This window comes from Streptomyces sp. NPDC101191, assembly GCF_044767915.1.
Lineage (GTDB): Bacteria > Actinomycetota > Actinomycetes > Streptomycetales > Streptomycetaceae > Streptomyces.
The window spans coordinates 671,948-694,164 of record NZ_JBIWOU010000002.1; the positions used below are offsets into that span (position 1 = coordinate 671,948).

At 74.1% G+C, this 22,217-nt stretch carries 20 protein-coding genes; 10 read left to right on the forward strand and 10 right to left on the reverse strand.

Annotation, left to right across the window (positions count from 1 at the left end):
• Positions 1 to 6 precede the first annotated feature (6 nt).
• Together ACIRQF_RS10075 and ACIRQF_RS10080 are read right to left on the reverse strand one after the other, a co-directional pair.
• Positions 7 to 1,929 (reverse strand): GAF domain-containing protein, encoded by a 1,923-nt coding sequence (locus ACIRQF_RS10075; protein WP_404090551.1) that lies wholly within the window; start codon positions 1,927 to 1,929, stop codon positions 7 to 9.
• 185 nt (positions 1,930 to 2,114) lie between these two features.
• On the reverse strand, positions 2,115 to 3,011 hold the full coding sequence (locus ACIRQF_RS10080; protein WP_404090554.1) for a universal stress protein: 897 nt from the start codon (positions 3,009 to 3,011) through the stop codon (positions 2,115 to 2,117).
• A gap of 236 nt (positions 3,012 to 3,247) precedes the next feature.
• Between ACIRQF_RS10080 and ACIRQF_RS10085 the strand changes: the two genes are divergently transcribed.
• Complete coding sequence (locus tag ACIRQF_RS10085) at positions 3,248 to 3,868, forward strand: CBS domain-containing protein (protein ID WP_376635221.1); 621 nt, start codon at positions 3,248 to 3,250, stop codon at positions 3,866 to 3,868.
• 38 nt (positions 3,869 to 3,906) lie between these two features.
• The gene (locus ACIRQF_RS10090) at positions 3,907 to 4,899 is read left to right on the forward strand and encodes an Acg family FMN-binding oxidoreductase (protein ID WP_404090559.1); all 993 of its coding nucleotides are present in this window, start codon (positions 3,907 to 3,909) and stop codon (positions 4,897 to 4,899) included.
• 116 nt (positions 4,900 to 5,015) lie between these two features.
• On the opposite strand, the gene ACIRQF_RS10095 is transcribed toward ACIRQF_RS10090, so the two are convergent.
• The 3 genes from ACIRQF_RS10095 to ACIRQF_RS10105 are packed head-to-tail and all read right to left on the reverse strand — an operon-like array spanning position 5,016 to position 9,267.
• Entirely contained in the window at positions 5,016 to 7,409 is a 2,394-nt protein-coding gene (locus tag ACIRQF_RS10095) for a glycoside hydrolase family 65 protein (protein ID WP_404090562.1), read from the reverse strand.
• On the reverse strand, positions 7,406 to 8,188 hold the full coding sequence (locus tag ACIRQF_RS10100; protein ID WP_404090565.1) for an HAD family hydrolase: 783 nt from the start codon (positions 8,186 to 8,188) through the stop codon (positions 7,406 to 7,408). The genes ACIRQF_RS10095 and ACIRQF_RS10100 overlap by 4 nt, the downstream gene beginning before the upstream one ends.
• Positions 8,185 to 9,267 carry an alcohol dehydrogenase catalytic domain-containing protein gene (locus tag ACIRQF_RS10105; RefSeq protein ID WP_404091759.1) on the reverse strand — a complete coding sequence of 361 codons (1,083 nt, stop codon included), beginning with the start codon at positions 9,265 to 9,267 and terminating at the stop codon, positions 8,185 to 8,187. Before ACIRQF_RS10105 ends, ACIRQF_RS10100 begins: the two co-directional genes overlap by 4 nt.
• A 140-nt stretch (positions 9,268 to 9,407) precedes the next feature.
• On the opposite strand from ACIRQF_RS10105, the gene ACIRQF_RS10110 reads away from it, so the two are divergent.
• Both ACIRQF_RS10110 and ACIRQF_RS10115 read left to right on the forward strand, forming a co-directional pair.
• Complete coding sequence (locus ACIRQF_RS10110) at positions 9,408 to 9,758, forward strand: hypothetical protein (RefSeq protein ID WP_404090568.1); 351 nt, start codon at positions 9,408 to 9,410, stop codon at positions 9,756 to 9,758.
• Positions 9,759 to 9,926: 168 nt separating this feature from the next.
• Positions 9,927 to 10,604: a CBS domain-containing protein gene (locus ACIRQF_RS10115; RefSeq protein ID WP_404090571.1), complete on the forward strand. Its 678-nt coding sequence runs from the start codon at positions 9,927 to 9,929 to the stop codon at positions 10,602 to 10,604.
• A 69-nt stretch (positions 10,605 to 10,673) separates the two neighbouring features.
• Here the strand turns inward: ACIRQF_RS10115 and ACIRQF_RS10120 are convergent, their stop codons facing one another.
• The 4 genes from ACIRQF_RS10120 to ACIRQF_RS10135 all read right to left on the reverse strand — a co-directional run bounded on the left by ACIRQF_RS10120 (position 10,674) and on the right by ACIRQF_RS10135 (position 13,750).
• Positions 10,674 to 11,261 carry a hypothetical protein gene (locus ACIRQF_RS10120; protein ID WP_404090574.1) on the reverse strand — a complete coding sequence of 196 codons (588 nt, stop codon included), beginning with the start codon at positions 11,259 to 11,261 and terminating at the stop codon, positions 10,674 to 10,676.
• 49 nt (positions 11,262 to 11,310) lie between these two features.
• Positions 11,311 to 11,814, reverse strand: a complete 504-nt coding sequence (locus tag ACIRQF_RS10125; RefSeq protein ID WP_404090576.1) for a flavodoxin domain-containing protein — start codon at positions 11,812 to 11,814, stop codon at positions 11,311 to 11,313.
• A complete protein-coding gene (locus ACIRQF_RS10130; RefSeq protein ID WP_404090579.1) occupies positions 11,811 to 12,257 on the reverse strand; it encodes an Hsp20/alpha crystallin family protein in 447 nt (148 codons plus the stop codon). The genes ACIRQF_RS10125 and ACIRQF_RS10130 overlap by 4 nt, the downstream gene beginning before the upstream one ends.
• A 584-nt stretch (positions 12,258 to 12,841) precedes the next feature.
• Entirely contained in the window at positions 12,842 to 13,750 is a 909-nt protein-coding gene (locus tag ACIRQF_RS10135; RefSeq protein WP_404090582.1) for a universal stress protein, read from the reverse strand.
• Between the two features lie 171 nt (positions 13,751 to 13,921).
• Between ACIRQF_RS10135 and ACIRQF_RS10140 the strand changes: the two genes are divergently transcribed.
• Positions 13,922 to 14,824, forward strand: a complete 903-nt coding sequence (locus ACIRQF_RS10140; RefSeq protein ID WP_404090585.1) for a universal stress protein — start codon at positions 13,922 to 13,924, stop codon at positions 14,822 to 14,824.
• Between the two features lie 168 nt (positions 14,825 to 14,992).
• Here ACIRQF_RS10140 and ACIRQF_RS10145 read toward each other — a convergent pair whose 3' ends face one another.
• Complete coding sequence (locus ACIRQF_RS10145; RefSeq protein ID WP_404090588.1) at positions 14,993 to 15,922, reverse strand: universal stress protein; 930 nt, start codon at positions 15,920 to 15,922, stop codon at positions 14,993 to 14,995.
• Positions 15,923 to 16,199: 277 nt separating this feature from the next.
• Here ACIRQF_RS10145 and ACIRQF_RS10150 point away from each other — a divergent pair, with 277 nt between their 5' ends.
• From ACIRQF_RS10150 to ACIRQF_RS10170, 5 genes are all read left to right on the forward strand, one after another.
• A complete protein-coding gene (locus tag ACIRQF_RS10150) occupies positions 16,200 to 16,538 on the forward strand; it encodes a YkvA family protein (RefSeq protein ID WP_376635241.1) in 339 nt (112 codons plus the stop codon).
• 432 nt (positions 16,539 to 16,970) lie between these two features.
• Complete coding sequence (locus ACIRQF_RS10155; protein WP_404090591.1) at positions 16,971 to 18,500, forward strand: gluconokinase, GntK/IdnK-type; 1,530 nt, start codon at positions 16,971 to 16,973, stop codon at positions 18,498 to 18,500.
• 32 nt (positions 18,501 to 18,532) lie between these two features.
• The gene (locus ACIRQF_RS10160; protein ID WP_404091762.1) at positions 18,533 to 19,447 is read left to right on the forward strand and encodes a cyclase family protein; all 915 of its coding nucleotides are present in this window, start codon (positions 18,533 to 18,535) and stop codon (positions 19,445 to 19,447) included.
• A gap of 147 nt (positions 19,448 to 19,594) precedes the next feature.
• Positions 19,595 to 21,175, forward strand: coding sequence for a GMC oxidoreductase (locus ACIRQF_RS10165; RefSeq protein ID WP_404090593.1), 1,581 nt, complete (start codon positions 19,595 to 19,597; stop codon positions 21,173 to 21,175).
• 166 nt (positions 21,176 to 21,341) lie between these two features.
• Entirely contained in the window at positions 21,342 to 22,181 is an 840-nt protein-coding gene (locus ACIRQF_RS10170) for an SDR family oxidoreductase (protein WP_404090596.1), read from the forward strand.
• Positions 22,182 to 22,217 lie beyond the last annotated feature (36 nt).

The following is a 22,217-nucleotide window of genomic DNA, read 5'->3' on the forward strand; positions in this document are numbered from 1 at the left end:
CGGACCTCACCGCGGGTCCGGCGGAAGCGGGACCCGCCATTCGAGCACTGTCCCACCCGATGCTCCCGGCGCTCCGGGAGTCCTCGACCCGCCCGGCGCTCCACGCGCCCCGGGAGTCCTCGACCCGCCCGGCGCTCCACGCGCCCCGGGAGTCCTCGACCCGCCCGGCGCTCCCGGCCGTGCGCGCACCGACAGCTCGCCGTCCAGTCGTTCGGCCCGCTCGGCCAGGTTGCGCAGACCGCTGCGGGGCACGCCCGCCGGGATGCCGACGCCGTCGTCGCCCACCGTCACCGCCAGAGCGCCGTCCTCGACGACGACCGCCACCTCCACGTGGCGGGCCCGGGCATGACGGGCCACGTTGGTGAGGGCCTCGCCGACGACAGCGATCACCTCGTCGGCCACCTCGGCCGGCACATCGGTGTCGAGCAGGCCCTCCATGCGCAGGGCAGGGGCGAATCCGAGTGTCGACGCCGCCTCGTCCACAGCTTTGACGATGCGGTTCCTGAGCTTCGGGGCCGCTCCGGGGGACTCGTGTTCCCGGAGCCCGAAGATGCTCGACCGAATGATCTTGATGGTGGCGTCGAGGTCGTCGATCGCCCGGGTCAGCCGTTCCGTCGCCTCCGGGTGTTCGACGAAGCGGCGCGCGCTCTGCAGGGTGATGCCGGTGGCGAACAGCCGCTGGATGGCCAGATCGTGCAGGTCACGGGCGATCCGGTCGCGGTCCTCCAGAAGGCTCACCTGCTCGGCGTCGCGACGCCGGTCGGCCAGTTCCAGGGCGAGGGCCGCCTGGCCGGCGAATCCCGGGAGGGCGGCGATCTCGGCTCCCGCGAAGGGCGGTCGGCCCCGGCGGCGGGCGAGGATCAGGACACCGCTCAGCCTCTCCTTCGTGCCGACCGCGACGGCCACAGCCGGCCCGAAGCCCTTCCACCGCTCGGGCTGGACGGTGACCCGCTGGTCGTGCTCCACGTCCGCCACCGCGACCAGGCCGTCCTGGAGCAGGGCGGCCGCGGCGAGGGTTCCCTCGATGCTCGACAGGACCACGCCCTGGTGGGCGTCGGCCCCCTCGCCGCGGGCCAGCGAGCCCCTGAGCTCGTCGCCCGGGCCGACCAGGTAGAAGACGCCCATGTCGGCACCGGCGATGTCCACGGACTGTTCGAGCATCCCGTCGAGGACCTCGGACTCCTCCGCCCCGGAGAGGAGGGCGCGGGTGAAGTCGTAGCTCGCAGCCAGCCAGCGCTGCCGGAGCCGCCCCTCCTCGTACAGGCGGGCGTTCTCGATGGCGATGCCGGCCGCGATCGCGAGGGTCGTCACCACGGCTTCGTCCTCGGCCTCGAAGTCGGCGCCGCCGCGCTTCTCGGTGAGGTAGAGGTTGCCGAACACCTCGTCGTGGACACGGATCGGCACGCCGAGGAACGAGTGCATCGGCGGGTGGTGGGGCGGGAAGCCGTACGAGGCGGGGTGCTCCGACAGCTCGGTGAGGCGCAAGGGGTGCGGGTTGCGGATCAGCTCGCCGAGGATGCCGTGTCCGGAGGGCAGGGCGCCGATCCGGCCCCGCAGTTCGTCGTCGATCCCCACGGGGACGAACTCGGAGAGCGTCCTGTCGTCGCCGATGACGCCGAGGGCCCCGTACTCCGCGTCCACCAGGGTGACCGCGGCCTCCACGATGCCCCGCAGCACCTGCGGCAGGTCGAGTTCCCGGCCGACCGCCATGACGGCTTCGAGGAGCCCGTTGAGCCGGTCCCTCGTGCCCCGGACCTCGTCGATGCGCGCCTGGAGCTCGTCCAGCAGCTCGTCCAGCCGCAGCCGCGGAAGTCGTGAGTCCACGGACCCGGAGTCCTGCAGGCCCTCCCGCCCCTCCCGCCCCTCCCGGCCCTCCTGACTCGCACGGTCGTCCCGCTCCTCACGGTCGTCCCGCGCCTCCCCGTCCATCGCACCCTCCGCCGGCAAGTCGACGGCGGCCGCTGGAAGATCCCGCCGTCAGGTGGGCGCGGATCCCGCCGTCACGTCGGGCGCGCGGACGGCATCCGCCACGCCCGCTTTCACGGTAGTCCGGATGCCTCCGCCGCACCCGCCGAGCCGCTCCGACCGAGGGGCACCGCCGTTCGGGGCGCCGGTCAGGACGTACTGCCGTGGCCGGCTCCCTGCCGCGGGATGAGCTGCACCGGGCAGTGGGCGTGCTGGAGCAGACCGAGGGTGGTCCTGCCGAGCGTCGGTCCGAGGTACCCGGGGGCGCGCCGCCCGCCGGTGACCAGGAGGTCGGCGTGGCGCGACGCCTCGACGAGCGCACCGGCGACGCTGTGGTCCTTCTCGCCCTCGGCGTCCAGGGCGAGTTCCGGGAACTCCTCCCGGAGGCGTTCGGTGACCTCGGACAGCGCGCGCACGTGCGCGTGGGCGGCCTCCTCGGGTCCGCCCGGCAGCAGTGCCCTGACGCCGCCGGCCGGGATGGTGCCCCACACGTGCAGAAGCCGCAGGGGCACCTTGCGCAGCATCGCCTCGCGGGCCGCGGCGCGGGCGCAGCCGAGGTCGTCGGCGTCCCGGACGGCCGCGAGCACGGCGCCGGCCTCGGCGGGCTCGGCGGCCTCGCGCACGACGACGACCGGGGTGGTGGCACCGGCCGCGAGTTCGAGGCCGACCGATCCGAGCAGCAGCGAGGAGAATCCGCCGAGCCCCCGGTGTCCCACGACGATCGTGCCGCTCAGGGCGGCGGCGGCGCGCAGGGCGCGGGGGGCCGTTCCGGTGTCGAGTTCCGTGACGACGGTCAGTTCGGGGTGGAGTGCCGCGACGGTGGCGGCCGCCGTGTCCAGGAGCTCCAGGCCCGCCCGCTGGATCCGGTCGCCCTCCGCCTCGGAGAGGTACAGGGCGGAGGTGTCCGTCGCGTGGACGACGCAGAGACCGCTGCCCCGCAGTACCGCCTCCCGCGCGGCCCACGTCAGCGCCGCACGGGCGGAGGGGGATCCGTCCACGCCGACGACGACCCTGCCCAGGCCGGTGCGGTTCCTGGTCGTGTCCATGGCTCCTCCTCACGCGTCCCCGGGACTGGTCTCGGTCCCGTTCCCGCACTGGTCCCACCGTGGCATCCGGCGTCCGCCCGGCCGGAGGGCCGCAGAGGCCAAGCGTGGACCCTGTCGGTCCGTGCGAAGGGGACCGTTCGGCCCTCCCGGGCCGCCGGCGGGCGTTGGACCGTGGTGGAACGGAAAGCAGGCCCAGCAGGCCCCACGTTCGGGACGCGCGCAGAGGAGGTGTGGCGATGAGGCACCTGAAGGTCGCCGACCTGATGACCGACGACGTCGTCTCCGCCGTCTCCTCGACGGGGTTCAGGGAGGTCGCGAAGCTGCTCGCGGAGCACGACATCAGCGGACTGCCCGTCGTCGACGAGGACGACCGCGTGGTCGGAGTCGTCTCCGCGAGCGATCTGCTGGCCCGCCGTGAGCCGACCGTTCAGGACCTGATGTCCGCCCCTGCCGTGACCGTCCACGCCGAGGAGACCGCCGGGGACACGGCGCGGCTGATGGTCCGCCGGGGCGTGGAGCGCCTTCCGGTCGTGGACGAGGAGGAGCGTCTGGTGGGGATCGTGACCCGGCGCGACCTGCTGCGGGTCTTCCTCCGCCCCGACGCGGAGATACGCAGACGCATCTGCGAGGAGATCGTGGCGGACGCCCTGGGCATGCCCGAGGACGCGGTGGAGGTGCACGTCCTGGACGGTGTGGTGACGGTCGGGGGGCGGGTCCGTCGCCGCAGCCGGGCCAGGATGCTCGTCGGCCTCGCCGCCCGCGTGGACGGCGTTGTCGCGGTCGTGGACCGCCTGTCCTTCCAGGAGGACGACACCCGCCTCACGCTTCCCGCCCGCACCGCTCACGCGCCCTTGTGACGACCCCCGCGGTCACGCTCCGGAAGGGAGAAGGCACCGTGTCCGACACCGCTCCGACCCGCACGCTGGTGACGTCGCTCGTCGAGGACGCCGTCACCGCCCCGTCGATGCACAACGCGCAGCCGTGGAGGTTCGTGCACCGGACGGACACCGGCACCGTCGAGCTGTGCGGCGACCCCGCGCGGGCCCTGCCGCACGAGGACCCGGATCACCGCGCCCTCCATCTGGGCTGCGGGGCAGCCCTGTTCGGCCTGCGGGTGGCCGCCGCGCACCGGGGCCGGCACGCCGCGGTCCGTCTGCTGCCCGACCCCGGCGACCCCTGGCACCTGGCCGACGTCCGGCTTCCCCCGGCCGTCGGCACGTACGACGACGAGCTGGCGGTGCTGCACCCGGCGCTCCGGGAGCGGCACACCAGCCGCTTCCCGTTCACCGACGAGCGGGTCCCGGCGGAGATCCTCGACGGGCTGCGTTCCGCCGCGTTCCTGGAGGACTGCCGACTGGTCGTACCCGGTGCCTGGCACGCGGACACGGTGCTGGACCTGGTGCACGACTCGGAGCGGCTCGAGTCCGCCGACGCGTCCGTGCGCGAGGAGATCGACGCCTGGATCCGTACCGGGGCGGCCGACGAGGGTCCCGGGACCGAGGGGATCCCCTCGTACGCCTTCGGACCGCGCCAGTACGACGTCACCGCCCCGGTCCGGGACTTCGCCTCCCACCGACCGGTGCCCGGCCGTGTCTCGGCCCGCTTCGAGAGGAGCCCCCAGTTCGTGCTGCTCGGCACGGTCGGCGACACTCCGGCGGAGTGGCTGAAGGCCGGCCAGGCGCTGCAGCGGGTCCTGCTCCGTGCCACCCTCGACGGGCTCTCCACCTCGCTGATCTCCCAGCCGCTGGAATGGCCGGAGCTCCGCTCCGTGGCCCGGGACCCCGGGTCGACGACGGGCTACGTGCACATGGTGGTCCGACTGGGGTACGGGCCCCGCGGCAGGGCCACGCCCCGCCGGCCCGTCGCCGAGGTGCTCACCTTCGTCTGACCGCCGGGCACCGCGCCGCACGGTGAAGGCGGAGGCCCTCGGCCGTGGGATCGCAGGGGCCCACAGCGGTCGGGAGGGCCGCGAGCCCTGCACAGCCGTGACCCGGAAGGGTCGGCTCACAGGCGGAACCAGCGCTCCCGCCCCGGTGCGACGGTGTACGTCCGGTCCCCCGGGAGGACCACGGTGAGGGGGTCCTGGGAGCCGGGCGAGGCCGGGACACGGACGGCGAGCCGTCCGGGCAGCACCCGCACCCGCACGCCTCGATGGGCGCCGAAGCAGAGGGTGAAGCGGAAGCGCGGGATCTCGGCCAGCGGCACCGGGGCCACCCGGAGCCCTTCCGGTCCGGCCTCCAGGCCGGTGATCCCGCGTTCGACGAGGTCGATCGTGCCCGCCATCGCGCCGAGGTGGATGCCCTCGCCGGTCGTCCCGCCCTGGATGTCGGCCACGTCGGCGAGCAGCGCCTCCGCGCAGTAGCGCCAGGCGTCGGCCCCCTTCTGCCGGGCGAGCACCCAGCCGTGGACGAGGCTGCTGAGCGTGGAGCCGTGGCTGGTGCGGCGCAGGTGGTAGGCGACGGTGGCGCGCCACACGTCGTCGTCGAGCCGATAGCCGAGCCGGGCGAACAACTCGTACAGCTCCTCGGGCCGGAAGAGGTAGCCGAGCATCAGCGTGTCGGCCTGCTTCGACGCCTGGTAGCGGTTGACCGTGTCACCCTCCGCCTCCAGGATGCGGTCGAGGCGACGGATGTCGCCGTAGCGGCCGCGGTACCCCTCCCAGTCGAGCTCCGCCAGTTCGCCGTAGCCCTCGAACTGGCTCACCACGCCCCGGTGGAAGGGCACGTACAGGCGGCGGGAGACGTCCTCCCAGCGGGCGAGCTCGGCATCGTCGAGCGACAGGCGTTCGCGCAGCTCCGCCCGCCGGGCGTCCGGCAGTTCGCCGAGCAGATCGAGGCCACGGGCCAGCACCCAGGCCGCGGTGGCGTTCGTGTAGGCGTTGTCGTCGATGCCCGGGGCCGTGGCGCCGGGATAGGCGTCGTGGTACTCGTCCGGACCGACGACCCCGCGGATCCGGTAGCGCCCGCGCTCCGGGTCGTAGTGGGCGGCGCCGGCCCAGAAGCGGGCGACCTCCAGCAGCGTCTCGGCCCCTTCGGCGTGCAGGAAGCCGCGGTCGCCGGTGGTCCGTGCGTACCGCCACACGTTGTAGGCGACGGCCGAGCCCACATGGCACTGGAGCCGGGAGTGGTCGGGCAGCCAGCGTCCGGAGCGCGGGTTGAGGTGCAGTGCCTGGGTCTCCTCGCGGCCCGAACTCGCGCTCTGCCAGGGGTACCTGGCCCCCACGCCGCCGGCCGCGCGGGCGACGGCGCGGGCGGCCGGGAGGCGGCGGTGCCGGTACAGGAGCAGGGACCGGGCCACCTCGGGGAAGTGGAGGTCGAGGTACGGGAGCACGAACAGCTCGTCCCAGAAGACGTGCCCGCGGTACGCCTCGCCGTGCAGGCCTCTGGCGGGAGCGCCGACGTCGAGTTCAGCGGTGTGCGGGGAGAGCGTCTGCAGCAGGTGGAAGAGGTGCAGCCGCAGAATGCGGCCCGCCTCCCCGGGGACGTCGATCTCTCCCTGTTCCCAGAGGCGTCGCCAGGACGCCGTGTGCGTGAGCACCTGCCGGTCGAAGGCCGGGGCCCGGGCGGCCGCCTCGCATGCCGTGGCGAGCGGGTCGGCGGCGGGGCGGTCCGCCGAGGTGTGCAGCGCCAGGGTCTTCACGACGGTCGCCGAGCGGCGGCCGGCCGGCAGGAGGAAGGTCTGGACGGTGCCGGTCCGCGTGGCGGTCTCGTAAGCCGGGCGCGCGGGGCGGGTGGCGGTACGGACGGCCAGGGCGATCAGGAGGCCGGGGTCGGTCGTACGGCAGGTCAGCCGGGCGACCCCGCCGGGTGTGAACCCGCTCCGGTGGTCGACGAGATGACGCCCCTCCAGGTTCCGGTAGCGCTCGACCCCGGCGTTGGTGACCGCCCCGTCGAGGACGGACCGCACCTCGACGGCTCCGCTCCAGCCGTAGGCGGTGAACCGGGTGCGCTGGGCCGCGAGGCGGGCGTCCCCCATGTGCACGATCCGGGTGTGGACGACACGCAGTCCGCGGCCGCGGGCGTCCTGGTAGTAGAGGCGGCGGCTCAGCACTCCGGCGCGCAGGTCGAGCCGCACGTCGTAGTGGCGCAGGTCCGGCGCGTCGGGGGTGAGCCAGGCGCCGGGCGGTCCGTCGTCGGGGAGGCAGCGGTAGCGCAGCAGCGTCCAGTCGGGGAGGTTGACCAGGTCCTCGTTCTCGACCCGCGCGCCGGCCACCACCGAGGTGAGGCGGTCGTAGCAGCCCGCCAGGTAGGTGCCCGGGTAGTGGGTGGCGTCGGCGGCGCACTCGGGAGCGGATCCCCGGGTGGCGAAGCGGCCGTTGCCGAGCGTGCAGAGCGCTTCGACCAGGCGTTCCCGCCGCGGCTCGTAGCGGTCGTAGCCCCAGGTCCATCCATCGCTCACCGGCGCTCACCCCACAGGCTCCGGACCAGTGTCGCGAGGTCGGGGACGACGAGGTCGGCGCCGTGCTCCCGGAGTGCGGCGGTCCCGTGTGCGTCCGGGGTGCGGTCCACGCCGACGACGGTGCCGAAGCCGCCGCGGCGCCCGGCGCGGACTCCGGCGAGTGCGTCCTCGACCACCGCGGTGTCGCCGGGGCGGGTGCCGAGGAGTCCGGCCGCGTACAGGAAGAGGGCGGGGTCCGGCTTGCCGGCCAGGCCGAGCCGGGCGGCGTCCTCGCCGTCCACGACGGCGGCGAGGAAGGCGGTGAGCCCGGCGGAGCCGAGCAGCACCCGAGCGTGCCGGGACGCGGACACGGCGGCACAGGGCACGTGGAGGTCACGCAGGATGCCGAGCGCCGCCTGGGCGTCCGCGAAGGGAACGACCGGCTCGGCGGCGAGGGCATCCCGGAAGGCGGCCTCCTTGCGTGCCGCCACCGCCCATACGCTGTCGCGTCCGGGAGGGTCGTCGGGTGCGCCCCGGGGCAGGTGGACTCCGCGGGCGGTCAGGAACGCGGCGGCGCCGTCGTAGCGGGACCTCCCGTCGACATACCGGCGGTAGTCGGCGTCCGGGTCGAACGGCGCCTGCCCGCCCGCCCCGGGCCCGAACGGACCGAGGCAGGCGTCGAACGCGGTCTTCCACGCCGCCGCGTGAACGGCGGCGGAGTCCAGCAGCACTCCGTCGGTGTCGAGGACGACCCCGCGGGGCGGCGGGGAGCGCCGGGGTCCCGCGGGCGTTCCGGTCATCCGGCCTCCGGGGACCCGGCCGCCGCGACGGCCGTGTGCTGCGGGCCGCCGAGCGCGACCTTCAGGGCGCCGGTGTCGGCCGCGCGGCCGAACACGTCGTACGCCTCTTCCATCTGCGCGAGTTCGAAGCGGTGGGTGACCAGGTCCGCCGCCGGCAGCCGGCCGGCCGCCATCATGCGCAGCAGCATGGGGGTGGACGAGGTGTCCACGAGGCCGGTGGTGATGGTGACGTCCTTGATCCACAGGTCTTCGAGGTGCAGCACCGCGGGCTTGCCATGGACGCCGATGTTGGCGACCCGGCCGTCGGGCCTGACCATGCGCGTGCACATCTCGAAGGCCTCGGGCACGCCGACCGCCTCCATGACGACATCGGCGCCCAGCCCCTCCGTCAGGTCCTCGACGAGTTGCTCTGGCCCCTCGCCGACGGTGGCCGTGGCGTCGGCGCCGAGCGTGCGGGCGGCGGCGAGCCGGGACGCGGCGACATCGACGGCGATGATCCGGCCGGGGCTGTAGAGGCGGGCCGTGACGACGGCGGCGAGGCCGACCGGGCCCGCACCGACCACGACGACGGTGTCGGCCGGCCGCACTCCGCCGTTCAGGACGCCCACCTCGTACGAGGTGGGGAAGATGTCGGCGAGCAGGACGGCGTCGAAACCGTCCACCGCGCTCGGCAGCGGGTGCACGGACAGGTCGGCGAACGGCACCCGTACGTACTCCGCCTGCGTGCCGTCGACGGTGTGGCCCAGCACCCAGCCCCCGCCGCCGCGGCACTGGCCGTAGCGGCCCTCGCGGCAGAAGCGGCAGCGGCCGCAGGCCGAGATGCAGGAGATCAGGACCCGGTCCCCGGGCCGTACGGTACGGACGTCCCGGCCGGTCTCGACCACCGTGCCCACGGCCTCGTGGCCGAGCACCCGGCCCGGTGTCACCTCCGGCACGTCGCCCTTGAGGATGTGCAGATCGGTCCCGCAGATCGTGACGACGTCGACGCGCACGATCGCGTCGCCGGGGTCCTTGAGGCCCGGGTCGGGCACGTCCCGCCAGGCGATCGGGCCCGGTCCCTGGAAGACGGCTGCCTTCATGGCACCCACCCACTTTCCTTCGGTGCGTTCGGGTGTCCTCCTCGATCAGGCTCGGCCGCCGACCGGCGGCGGCGCATGTGCCGGTCGGGCCACAGGACGGGGCCGATCGGGCCCTGCGGCCCGGGCCGGTGCCGGTTCCGGTGCGAGCCTGGAGGCGGGAGCGGACTCCGAAGGAGGGCCGGCTCAGGTCCGGGACAGCCCGCACTCCCGTTCCCGTCGCGTACGCGTTCCCCGCCGCGCCGCGACCGGCCCTGCCCACCTTCCCGGGCGGTGCGGGGACGGTCACCGGCAGCAGTTTGCTGGTCGAGAGCGATCATGCGCGCTTCCTCGTCGACTGCCGTCTCTTCCAGGGTTTCGCGGACCTGCGACGGCGCAACCGGGAACGGTTCGCCCGGGACGCCGCCGACGTCACGCCGTGGTCGTCCCCCCTACCCACCTGGACCACTGCGGCTGTCTGCCCCCGCTCCGGCGAGGCCGTCCTGGTCCGCTGATCAGGGCCCTTCGGCCCCCGGAGGTGCCCTGCGCGGCCCTTCCGGCTTCGGCCGTCCAGGGCGAACCTGAGGGCGAAGGTTCACTCGGAACGTCGCCACCGCGGCACTGCCTCGGCACTTCGGCATCTCGGCCTCTCGGCCTCTCGGCCTCTCGGCAAGGAGCCAGCCATGACCGCCCAGCCGTTCACCGTCGCCGACGTGATGACCAGGAAGGTCGTCGCGGTGCAGCCCGACGCGGAGTTCAAGGAGATCGTCACCGCCATGGACCGGTGGCGGGTGACCGCGGTCCCCGTCGTGGCCGGCGAGGGGCGGGTGGTCGGCGTGGTCTCCGAGGCCGACCTGCTCCTCAAGGAGGAGTTCCACGACCACCGCCTCGGCCTCGTCGAGCAGCTCCGGAGGCTCGACGCCACCGCCAAGGCGGGTTCACGGCGGGCCCAGGACCTGATGACCTCGCCCGCCGTCACCGTCGCCCCCGACGCGACCCTCCCCCAGGCTGCCCGGCTCATGGCCGCCCGCCGCGTCAAGCGCCTGCCGGTCGTCGACGCCGACGGCGTGATCCAGGGCGTCGTCAGCCGGTCCGACCTCCTCAAGGTCTTCCTCCGCCCGGACGAGGACCTCGCCGCAGAGGTACGGCACGATGTCGTCGACCACCTGTTCCCGCTCTCCCGCGACCGGGTCGACGTCCAGGTCTCCGCCGGCGTCGTGACCCTCTGCGGTGAGGTCCGCGACCGCACGCTCGTCCCGGTGGCGGCGCGCCTGGCCCGGGCCGTGGAGGGCGTGGTGGACGTACGGTGCGAACTGAGTGCGGGCACGGACGGCGAACTGCGTGCGGGCACGGACCCTTAGACGGTCTTGCCGTTCGGATCGCGCCTCATCCGTCTCGTGGCGCCTCATCCGTCTCGTTCGGATCGCGCCTCATCCGTCGCCGGTGCCGGTGCCGCCACGCCGCAGGCGGCCGGACCAGACCGGCTCCACCCGCTGCCATTCGCGTTCCAGGTCCGCCAACCCGCCCGCCCGCGAACGGCGGCGCAGCAGGACGAGTCCTGCGCCCGCACCCGTCGCGATGCCCGCCGTCGCCATGCCACCCGCGAGGGCGGTGACGGCACGGTCCGCCGTGCCGCCGGGCGGCCGCGCCGGGGCGCCGGCGTCGTCCACCCAGATCGTCACCGCCCTTCCCCGGGGCGTCCGGGCGGGGACGTCGACGGTCCCGGAACGGGGGACGCCCTTCGGGTAGGACCAGACCGCCTTCGCCGAGAACAGGGGCTCCGCTCCGTAGCGCGCGCCGGCGGCCGGCTGCGCGGCCGGCCCGGTCGTCGTCGCCGTCACCTGGTGGCGGTGCCCGGCGAGTTCGCGGTCGGCCGCGGCCCCGGCCCGCCACAGCACCGCGGCCGCGACCGCGCCGCAGACGACGGCGATCGCCAGGACGACGACGAGGGCGGTGCGCCGGGCGGGCCCCGCCGGAGACGACGACGGTCCGGGGCCCGACGCCTGGTGGCTGTTCATGTCGCACCTCCGGGCGACGTCGCTTGCCGGGACCCGTCGGCGGCCCCTTTCAGTCCGTGGCGCCGAGTTCGGCCCCGATGTGGTGCGCCCACGCCTGGATCCGTTCCGGGTTGCGGAAGTCTCCGCCCTTGCCGTGACGCACCATCGTCCGGGTGACGGGATCCGTGCTGTCCGCGGTCAGGGCGCCGCCGAAGGTGATGTGCTCCCGTGCCCCGAGCTTCCTCATCCGGCGGGCGACCCCGCGGACGGGAGGGATGTCGTGCTGCTCGGCGGAGCTGTCCACCGGTCCGCTGCTGAACAGCCACAGGGGCCGGTCGCGGAGCTGTTCGGCGTTGCGCCGGGCGCACCGACGTGCGGTGGCGGTCCAGTGACCGGCGTAGAGGGCACCGCCGAGGACGACTCCGTCGTAGCCGCCGACGTCGTCGACGCGGTCGGCCGGCAGGACGACCGCGTCGATGCCGTCGGACCGGAGCGTCCTGCCGATCTCGTCGGCGATGCCCTCGGTCGCGCCGTGCTTGCTTCCGTACGCGACCAGAACGCGTCGGGCGTTCATGACGCGGCCCTCCCGGCCGCGCGCTTCACCGGGATGGTGCGTGCGGCCTCGCCCGCGGCGTCGGGCATCGGGACCCGGACGGTCAGGATGCCGTCGGCGTACGAGGCCTCGACGTCGTCGGCGGGGATCGTGGCCGGGAGGCGCACGGTCCGGCGGAACGATCCGTAACGGAACTCCGAGTGCTCCTTGTCCTCCCTGCTCTCGCTGTGCTCCGCACGCACGGTGAGGAGGTCGTCGGCGGCGGTGAGGGTGATGTCGTCGGGGTCCATGCCGGGGAGCTCGGCCCGCAGCACGTACGCGCCGTCACCTGTGGTCATCTCCATCGGGATGGAGTGGGCCGCCGTGGCCGGGCGCCATCCGGGCAGCCCGGGGAACTCCCGGTTGAACATGTCGTCGAAGTCGGGGAAGAGGCGGCGCCTCCGTTCCACCTTGTTTCCGGTCATCGTTCTCTCCTGGTGCGTGGCCCGTGAGCCGAGGGAGGGGTCGCTTCCGCATCGGCTCCTGTCTTCACTGTCCCGCTGTACGGGCCTGCTGCTCAGTGCCCGACGGGGCCGCGTGCAGGGCCGAATGGGCCTCTGTACAGGAGGGCCGACCGGCCCGCCGGTCCGAGGGCTGCACAGGTCAGGGGCCCGCCGCTTCAGGGGCAGCGCTGCCTCCACGCCCACCACCGGTCCGTACGACCTGGACAACCGGTTCGGCTCGACGGCGTGCGTCTCGCCCATGGGAACAGTCCGTCCCCGTCAGAGGAAGGCCGCCGACACCTGGACGGTGTGCACGGGGCGCCGGGGAGGCCCGTTCATCCAGTGCGCGGGAAAGGGAGGGGCCACAGCGCGTTCCGGCAGCTCGTCCGCGCCGGGGGCGTTCTGCCGCGTCGGCCGGATCCCTGGCCGGGCCTGCGGCTGTGACCGCGACGTCGACCGTGGCTGCGACTTCGGCTGCTGCGATCGCCGGGCGCTGCGGCCGCGGGACTTCCTGGACATGGTCACTTCCTCGGGTCGCCGACGAGGACCTGTTCACGGTACGGCACTCAGGAGTCGGGCGCGTCGGCGCTCGCGAAGGCGGGCGGGACGATCTCGACCGGGCAGTGCGCGTGGTGGATCAGGGCATGGGCCACGCGTCCCAGGGACGGTCCGATGCCGAGCGGGCGCCGGCTCCGGCCGGTCACGAGCAGGTCGGTGCGGCCGCTCGCCTCGGTCAGAAGGCCGGGGACGCTGGTGCCGGTCTCGACGTGGTGGCCGACGATCAGGCCGGGGTAGACCTCGCGCACCCGGTCGGCGAGCTCCTTGGTCTCGAGCACGCGCTGTCGGGCGATCCCGTCGAGGTCGTCGAGCATGGTGGCGACGCTGCCGACGTGGGCGAGGACGTTCCACACGCTCACCAGGCGGAGTGCGGCCTTGCGGGCATCCGCCTCGGCGGCGGCGAGGAGCAGCCAGCCGAGGTCGGCGGCGTCCCGCACGGCCGCGGTGACGGAGCCGGTCTCGGGGCGCTCGCCCTCGCCGCGAACGACGATCACCGGCACCTCGGCGCGGGCCGCCACGCCCAGGCCGACGGAGCCGAGCATCAGCGTGCCGAAGCCACCGAGGCCCCGGTGGCCCACGACGATCGTGCCCCGGTGACCGGCCGCCGCCCGCAGGCAGGCCACCGCCTCCTGGCGGCCGAGCTCCCTGGTCACGGGAAGCTCGGGAAAGCGCTCGTGGACCGCTTGCGCGGTGTCGGTGAGCAGATCGCGGCCCGCCTCGCGTACCGCCCGAAGGCTGTCGGCGCCGGCGAAGACGGCGCGGCGGTCGATGTCGGCGGCGTGGACGAGGTGCAGGGGGCGGCCTCTGCGGTCCGCCTCTGCGGCGGCCCACAGCGCGGCCGTCCTCGCGGAGGGTGACCCGTCGACCCCCACGACGACGTTGCCGAGCTCCGGCCGCGCGGGGATATCGCTGTCCATGGCACCTCCTCGACCGTGTGCCCCGGGAGGACATCTCTCACGGTCGCATCACGGCGGGACCGCCGGGGATGGGCCGTTCGGCCCCGATTCGAGACCTGCCCGGCCCCTGCTGTCGTCGTCCTCGCGGGCGGGAGCCTGGGGCTGTGGGGGCGTCGGCCGAGGAGGTGGCCCATGACACCGCAGGTCACCGTCGGGGTGGACGGCTCCGAGGAGAGCCTCGCCGCCGCGCACTGGGCGGCGCGGGAGGCGGTACTGCGCGAAGTGCCGCTCCGGCTGCTGCACGTCTCCGCGTGGCCGGACGCTCCCGAGGTCCCCGCCGCGCACGCCGGTGCGGTCACCGAGGGGGACGAGGCCCTGTTGCGGGAGGTGGCGGAGCGGGCGGAGAAGGACCACCGCGGTCTCGAGGTGCGCGCCGAGCGGGTACGGGGCCCTGCGGCAGAGACGCTGACGGCCGCCGCGAACGAGGCCGACCTGCTCGTCCTCGGTTCCCGCGGGCTCGGCGCGCTGGCCGGCTTCGTCGCCGGCTCGGTGTCCCTCGCCGTCGTCGGCGCGGCCCGGCAGCCGGTCGTCCTGGTGCGCGCGGAGGCGCCCCGCGATCTGGGGTCCGACGGGGACGACGGGTCGGACGGGTCGGACGAGAACGTCGGGTCCGGCGGGATCGTGGTGGGGGTCGACATCTACCACCCGTGCGAGCCCCTGCTCGGCTTCGCGTTCACGGAGGCCGCCCGCCGTGGCCTGCCGCTCCGCCTCCTGCACAGCTGGACGCTGCCCGCCTCGTACGGCTACGCCTCCCTCGTCGACCCGGGCGCGGGCGAGGAGCTGGGCGACCGGCTCGTCGGGGGCCTGGACGACCTGGTGGAGCCGTGGCGCCTGCGCTACCCGGAGGTGGGGGCCACCGCCGAGACGGTGGTGGGGTCCGCCGCGTACCGGATGGTGGAGGCGTCACGGGACGCCGAACTCGTCCTCGTGGGCCGGCGCAGGCCGCACCTCCCTCTCGGGCCGCACCTCGGCCACGTCGCCCACGCGGTCGTCCACCACAGCCCGGCACCGGTGGGCGTGATCCCCTTGGGGTGAGTCCCGGCACGTCGGAGTGAGCCCCCCTCGTCACACGTCGGAGTGAGCCCCCTCGTCAGAAGGCGCCACGGATCCATCAGATGGGTGCGGGCGGATGGCGCGGGATCATCGGGCTGCTGAGCCCTGGGCCCCCGTCCGCCACCGGGAACGGGCGTCCGGGAGCGGTCGTCACGGCTCGCCCGCCGTGGTCCGGACGCGCCGGTGGGGGATGACGGCGACCGGGCACGAGGCGTGGTGCAGGGCGCGGTGGGCGACTCTGCCGAGCTCCAGACCGACGAGCGCGTCCCGTCGACGGGCCCCGACGACGAGCAGGTCGGCGGCGGCGGAGCGTTCGGTGAGCACCTGGTGCGCGGAGCCTTCGACCGTGCTCCTGAGAAGCCGTACGCCGGGGTACTCGTCCACCACCGGGGCGAGTGCCTTGTCGAGCAGTTCGGACGCCCGCTGCTCGGCGTGCACCCGGGGCTCGCCGCTCAGGAGCGGGTGGGCGACCGGTTCGAGGGCGGGGCGTCGCCACGCCTGGACGACGTCGAGCTCCGCGCCCCGTACGGCGGCCTCGTGGAAGGCGAACCGGACGGCCGCGGAGTCCACGTCGTGCTCGCCGACGCCGAGCAGCACCCGCCCGTGGCGTGCCTCCAGACCCTGCCGGTCACCTCGGACGACGACCACCGGGCACTGGGCGCGGGCCGCCACGACAAGGGCCACCGAACCGAGCAGCAGGTCGCGGAAGTCACCTCGCCCCCGGGATCCGACGACCAGGAGCGCGGCCTCCCAGCCCGCCCGCAGCAGCGCACCGGCCGCGTCCTCCGCGAGGACGTCCGCGGTGATCTCGACCCCGGGCGCGCGGAGCCGGGCGCGTTCGGTCGCGGAAGCGACGATGTTCTCGGCGAGGACCTGGCCCGAGGGCCGGTTCGCGGTCGGGGACGGTGCGACCCCCTCGTACCGCTCCCACAGGGAGGCGTGGACGATGCGCAGCGGCAGACCGTGCCGTGCCGCTTCGTCGGCGGCCCAGTCCACGGCCGTGAGACTGGGGCCGGAGCCGTCGGCCCCCACCACCAGGGGACCTGTCACGAGCGGTCCCGTCACGAGGGGCGATTCCATCCTGCCCACCGCCTTCCGGTTCGCGGGGTGCCTTCTGCCACGCTCGCACCGCGCGGAGGGGGCGGGGTAGGGCCGGTCGGGCCCGTGCCCGGTCCGCAGGGGCCGGATCCGGCCGCCGGCGGACCGTCGCCCGGCGACGGTGCGTGACGGGCCGGTGCCCCGGCTTCCGTTCGTGGCCGGTCCCGGTCCAGACTCTATGAAGGTCTCCCCTGCCGTGGCGCGTCACCGAAGCGCCTTCCGGAGCGGTGACACAGGACGTCGCGGGTAGGAGAACGGCATGGACGGCACCCTCTGGCTCGTCGTGGTGGTGGTTCTCCTGCTCGGCGTGGCGGGATGCGCCGCCGTTCTGCTCGTGCGCGTCTTCAAGGCGCGCAGACTGCTGATGGACGCCGGTGTCCCGTTGCAGTCCAAGGCCCTCTTCTGGGCCGCCGTGGTCTACACGATCTCGCCGATCGATCTGATCCCGGACCCGGTCTACCTCGACGACGTCGGCGTGCTCCTGATCGCCCTGAAGGCGCTGCACGCGGCGGCAGCCAAGACCGGGGCCCGTCCTCCGGGGCGGTCCACGGGGTCGGAGGCCCCGGCCGGTCCCGAGAGGGTGCCGCCGTCTCCCTGACGGGTCCGGCGGCGTCGCACTCGGCGGCCGCCTGAGCGGCCTGCCCTCCTGAGCGGGGCCGGTCCGCCCGCGCGGCAGCTCCCCCGCGCGGCAGCCGCCTGCCGCCTTCCGCCCCTCCCGCGCCGCAGTCCCCCAAGGCCGCCCCGTCCGGTGCTGCCGCCCCTCCCGGGCGGGGCCGCGTTCCCCGCGCGCCGACGGCCGCCGTCGAGCCCCCGCCGACATGCGCCGGGGCGTCGACCGGGTTCAGATGGGAGGTGCCCGGACCGCCGGACGGAGACGCCTCGGCGACCAGGCCGGACGACAGGGAGGAGCCGGTCATGACGACTCACGCGGGTGCGGCCCGCCGGCGCGATGACGCGCTCACCGGTGCCGCCCGGTCCCCGTGCGCCGCCATGCCCCGGCCGACGCGCGACTGACCCGGGACCCGCGCACGTGGCACACGCACCAGCGGCGGGAGAGCCGCCGCGCCTGCTGCTCGTCGTCGGCGTCGCCGGTTCCGGCAAGTCGACGGTGGGACCTCTCCTCGCCGAGCGCCTGGGCTGGACGTACCGGGACGCGGACGCGTTCCACTCCGAGGCCGACCGCGCCAGGATGGCGGCCGGTCACGCGCTGACGGACGCCGACCGAGCACCGTGGCTCGCGGCGATCGCCCAGTGGATGGACGAGGCGATCGCGGCCGGCCGGAACGCCGTGGTGACCTGCTCCGCGCTCAAGCGTGCCTACCGGGACATTCTGCTGACGGGGCGCCCGGACGTTCTCCTGGTCTATCTGCACGGCTCGCCCGAGCTGCTGCGCTCCCGACTGGCCGGGCGGCACGGCCACTTCTTCCCGTCGGCCCTGCTGCAGAGCCAGCTCGCGGACCTGGAGGAGCCCGCGCCCGACGAACACGCTCTGGTCGTGGAGATCGACCAGCCTCCGGAGGCCGTCGCCACGGCTGTCCTGTCGCTGATGGGTCCGCGGTCCGGCTCCCGGGGCCGGCCGGCCGGCCCCGACCCGGCCCGGGCCACCCCGGCCGAGGCGGGCAGCGGTCCCGCCGCGGCAGCCGGGCCCACGGGCGAGTCGTGGCGGCTGGTCCACGGGGAGCAGAGTGCGGTGGTCGTCCAGTTGGGCGGCGCGCTGCGCGAGTACACCGTGAACGGCCGGCCGGTGCTCGACGGGTTCTCCGCCGGGTCCGCCGTCACGGACGGACGGGGTCAGCTGCTCGTCCCCTGGCCGAACCGCGTGGGCGACGGCCGCTACGAGTTCGAGGGCAGGAGCCTGCAGCTCCCCCTGACCGAGGTGGAACGGAACAACGCCATCCACGGCCTGCTGCGCTGGACCCTGTGGAAGCCGCTCGCCCGTACCGGCGACGCGGTGACGGTCGGTACGACGCTGTGTCCGCAGCCCGGGTACCCGTTCCTCCTGGACGTCCGGGTCGAGTACCGGCTCGGACCCGAAGGACTCGCCATCGCCGTTCACGCCACCAACGCGGGCACGAACCCGGCGCCGTACGGGGTGGGCCAGCATCCCTATCTGACGGTCGGCACCGAGCACGTCGACAGTGCCGTGCTGACCGTTCCCGCGCGTTACGTGCTGCGTACCGACGCCCGGGGCCTGCCGGCCGGCCTCGAGCCCGTCGACGGCACCCCGTACGACCTCCGCGCCGGCCGTCCCCTCGGCGATCTGCGCCTGGACACCGCATTCACCGGGCTCGACCGCCTCCCCGACGGCTGGGCGGTCGTCCGGCTGGCGCATCCCGACGGCACGCGGGGGGTCGACGTCCGGCTCGGCGAGGGGACCCGCTACGTGCAGGTGTACACGGGCGACACCCTCGGCGATCCCGACAGGCGCCGCCGGGGGATCGCCGTGGAGCCGATGTCCTGCCCGCCCGACGCCTTCCACAGCGGCACCGATCTCACCGTGCTGCGGCCCGGTGACACCCATGTCCTGCGGTGGGGCCTGAGCCCGTGGGGGTACGCGTGACAGGGCCCGGCGAGCCGTCGGCGGCGACCGACATGACCTCGGAGGCCTTCCGGGCGCTCTACGAACGCCTGCGGAACCGGGCGGCGCGGGCGGCGGTGGACGGCCGGAAGGGTGCGCTGTGCCGTCTGACCCCGGAGCGGGTGGCGGCGGCCGCCGCGGAAGTGCACCTGGGGCGCACGGTCTCACTGGCGGCTCCGATCGAGACCGTGCGTGGCCCGGACGATCCCGATCCCGCCGTGCACCGGATGACCGGGCCGGGCCCGGACGACGCCGGCTCCGAACTGCGCTTCGCCACGGACCGCTTCGCCATGAACGTGCACGGCGACGCGGACAGTCATCTCGACGCCCTCTGTCACGTGCTGTTCGACGGGGAGCTCTACGGCGGTGTGCCCGCGAGCACCGTGACGCCCGAGGGAGCCCGCGCACTGTCCGTGGATCTGCTCGCGGACGGCGTCGCCGGCCGGGGCGTCCTGCTGGACATCCCCCGGCTGCGTGGCGTGCGCTGGCTGGAACCGGGCGACCACGTGACGCTGCGCGACCTGACGGGCGCGGAGGCCGCGCAGGGGGTCCGGGCCGGACCGGGCGACCTGTTGTTCGTCAGGACGGGACACCGTCTCCGGCGCACCGAACTGGGGCCGTGGAACGCGGCCGAGGCGCGGGCCGGTCTGCACCCGACCGCCGTGGAGTTCCTCGCCGACCGCGAGATCGCGGTCCTGGGAGGGGACGGCAACAACGACACCGCGCCCGGCGCGGTCGAGGACGTGGCCTTCCCCGTACACGTCCTGGCCATCCAGGCGATGGGCGTGCACCTCATGGACTACCTGAGCTTCGAGGAACTCGTGCCGGCCTGCGCGGGGGCCGGGCGCTGGAGCTTCCTGTGCGTGGTCGCGCCCCTGCGGCTGACCGGGGCCACGGGATCGCCCGTGAACCCCATCGCGGTGCTGTGACCGTGGCGTGCTCCGGGTTCCGCTCCGGTCGCCTGCCCCGGGGGAGGCGGATACGTTCGAGGAGGGTGGGACCGCTGGACCCTCGCCCAGCGGGGTGCCAAACGCCTGACACCTGGTCGGGCCGTGATCCCAAGGACGGTGGCCGTCGTGGGCGACGCCTCTCATTACGACGTCATCATCATCGGCACCGGCGCGGGCGGAGGCACGCTCGCCCATCGGCTCGCACCGTCGGGCAAACGCGTCCTGCTCGTCGAACGCGGCGGTCACCTGCCGCGCGAGCGGGACAACTGGGACTCGACGGCCGTGTTCGTCGAGGGCAAGTACCGGGCCCCGGAGTTCTGGCTGGACAAGCACGGCACGGAGTTCCCGCCCGAGGTCAACTACTACGTCGGCGGGAACACGAAGTTCTACGGGGCCGCCCTCTTCCGGCTGCGTCCGGAGGACTTCGGCGAGATCCGGCACCACGGCGGTCTCTCGCCGGCGTGGCCCCTCCGCTACGAGGACCTGGAGCCGTACTACACGCAGGCCGAGCACCTGTACCTGGTGCACGGACGGCACGGCGAGGACCCCGGTGAGGGCCCGGTGAGCGCGCAGTACGCCTTTCCGCCGGTGGAGCACGAGCCGCGCATCCAGCGGTTGAGCGACGATCTCGAGAAGCGCGGCCTGCACCCGTTCCACCTGCCGATCGGAGTGAACCTCACGCAGGAGGACGGCGGGCGGGCCACCCATGCCAGCGTCTGCATCCGCTGCGACCGGGTCGACGGCTTCCCGTGTCTGGTGCGCGCCAAGTCCGACGCCGAAGTGATCTGCGTCGAGCCTGCCCTCGGGCATCCGAACGTGGAGATGGTCACGAACACCCACGTGGTCCGCCTGGAGACCGAGGCCCGGGGGCGCAGCGTCAGCGCGGTCGTCGGACGGCTTCCCGACGGCTCGGAGGTGCGCTACACGGCCGACGTGGTCGTCGTCTCCTGCGGGGCGGCCAACTCCGCCGCGCTGCTGCTGGCCTCGGCGAACGAGCACCATCCCCACGGCCTGGCGAACAGCTCCGACGTCGTCGGCCGGTTCTACATGCGGCACAACAACCTCGCGCTGATGGCGGTGTCCAAGGAGCCCAACGACACCCGGTTCCAGAAGACGCTCGCCCTCCACGACTGGTATCTGGGCGCGGACGACTGGGACTTCCCACTGGGCGGCATCCAGATGCTGGGCAAGTCGGACGCCGAACAGATCCACGGCGAGGCCCCTCGGTGGGCCGGTGCGGTGACCCCCGACATGCCGTTCGAGGTACTGGCCCATCACGCCGTCGACTTCTGGCTGTGCGGCGAGGACCTGCCGATGGCGGAGAACCGGATCACCCTCGACGGTGACGGGCGCATCCGGCTCGCCCTCGACGAGAAGAACAACATCGAAGGCCTGAAACGCCTACGTCACAAGCTGCAGGCGATGCTGGGGCACCTGGGCATGCACGAGCACCGTCTGCTGCCCCACAGCATCTATCTGCACAAGGGCATGCCGATCGGCGCGACGGCACACCAGGCGGGCACCGTACGCTTCGGCGCCGATCCGGCCGACTCCGCGCTGGACGTGAACTGCAAGGCCCACGATCTCGACAACTTGTACGTCGTCGACACGAGCTTCTTCCCGAGCATCGGGGCGGTCAACCCGTCCCTGACGGCGATCGCCAACGCCCTGCGGGTGGGCGACCACCTCGTGGCCCGGCTGGGCTGAGGCGGCCGCCCCGGCCCACTGACCCGTCGGGACGAAGATGCTGTACCCGACGGGCTAACGCCGGTTCCGGGGAGATGCCGAACGCCCCCTCCGGTGGTTGCGTGACCGTGCCCGGCCGAGCGGACGCCGGGCTCGGCGCAACCGCGCAGCGAGGAGGCGGTACGGCATGGATTCCACCACGGGAGCACCGCAGGACGTGATCCCGGCGCGATTGCTGCACGGCCAGAAGGCCCTGGTCACCGGTGCCAATTCGGGTATCGGCAAGGCCACGGCGATCGGCCTGGGCCGGGCCGGCGCCGACGTGGTCGTGAACTACGTGGCGGGGCGCGAGGCCGCCGAGGAGGTGGCCGAGGAGATCGCCTCGTTCGGGGTGCGCTCCGCGGCCTACGAGGCCGACGTGTCCCAGGAGGACCAGGTCGTCGCCATGATGGACCGCATGGTCCAGGAGTTCGGCACCATCGACATCCTGGTCGCCAACGCGGGACTCCAGCGGGACGCCAGGGTCGCGGACATGACCCTCGGCCAGTGGCAGAAGGTCATCGACGTCAATCTCACCGGCCAGTTCCTGTGCGCACGGGAGGCGACGAAGGAGTTCCGGCGCCGGGGCGTGGTCCCCGAGGTGTCCCGCTCCGCCGGGAAGATCGTCTGCATGAGTTCGGTGCACCAGGTCATCCCCTGGGCGGGCCATGTGAACTACGCGTCCTCCAAGGGCGGGGTCCAGATGATGATGCAGACCCTGGCCCAGGAGCTCGCGCCGGAGAAGATCCGGGTGAACGCCGTCGCCCCGGGGGCGATCAAGACGCCGATCAACCGGGATGCCTGGGAGACGCCCGAGGCCCAGAAGGACCTCCTCAGGCTCATCCCCTACGACCGGATCGGCGAGCCCGAGGACATCGCCCACGCCGTGGTGGCGCTCGCCTCCGACCTCATGGACTACGTGGTGGGAACCACCCTGTACGTCGACGGCGGCATGACGCTCTTCCCGGGCTTCGCCACCGGCGGGTGACCCCCTCCCGGCTCCACACGACCACGAACGACGCAG

Coding starts and splice junctions, on each gene's coding strand:
- ACIRQF_RS10105 (WP_404091759.1), bottom strand. CDS start 9,267: ATGAAGGCAGCCGTCTTCCAGGGACCGGGCCCGATCGCCTGGCGGGAC.
- ACIRQF_RS10100 (WP_404090565.1), bottom strand. CDS start 8,188: ATGACCGGAACGCCCGCGGGACCCCGGCGCTCCCCGCCGCCCCGCGGG.
- ACIRQF_RS10080 (WP_404090554.1), bottom strand. CDS start 3,011: ATGGACACGACCAGGAACCGCACCGGCCTGGGCAGGGTCGTCGTCGGC.
- ACIRQF_RS10135 (WP_404090582.1), bottom strand. CDS start 13,750: ATGGACAGCGATATCCCCGCGCGGCCGGAGCTCGGCAACGTCGTCGTG.
- ACIRQF_RS10085 (WP_376635221.1), top strand. CDS start 3,248: ATGAGGCACCTGAAGGTCGCCGACCTGATGACCGACGACGTCGTCTCC.
- ACIRQF_RS10075 (WP_404090551.1), bottom strand. CDS start 1,929: ATGGACGGGGAGGCGCGGGACGACCGTGAGGAGCGGGACGACCGTGCG.
- ACIRQF_RS10140 (WP_404090585.1), top strand. CDS start 13,922: ATGACACCGCAGGTCACCGTCGGGGTGGACGGCTCCGAGGAGAGCCTC.
- ACIRQF_RS10170 (WP_404090596.1), top strand. CDS start 21,342: ATGGATTCCACCACGGGAGCACCGCAGGACGTGATCCCGGCGCGATTG.
- ACIRQF_RS10115 (WP_404090571.1), top strand. CDS start 9,927: ATGACCGCCCAGCCGTTCACCGTCGCCGACGTGATGACCAGGAAGGTC.
- ACIRQF_RS10150 (WP_376635241.1), top strand. CDS start 16,200: ATGGACGGCACCCTCTGGCTCGTCGTGGTGGTGGTTCTCCTGCTCGGC.
- ACIRQF_RS10130 (WP_404090579.1), bottom strand. CDS start 12,257: ATGACCGGAAACAAGGTGGAACGGAGGCGCCGCCTCTTCCCCGACTTC.
- ACIRQF_RS10125 (WP_404090576.1), bottom strand. CDS start 11,814: ATGAACGCCCGACGCGTTCTGGTCGCGTACGGAAGCAAGCACGGCGCG.
- ACIRQF_RS10160 (WP_404091762.1), top strand. CDS start 18,533: ATGACCTCGGAGGCCTTCCGGGCGCTCTACGAACGCCTGCGGAACCGG.
- ACIRQF_RS10120 (WP_404090574.1), bottom strand. CDS start 11,261: ATGAACAGCCACCAGGCGTCGGGCCCCGGACCGTCGTCGTCTCCGGCG.
- ACIRQF_RS10145 (WP_404090588.1), bottom strand. CDS start 15,922: ATGGAATCGCCCCTCGTGACGGGACCGCTCGTGACAGGTCCCCTGGTG.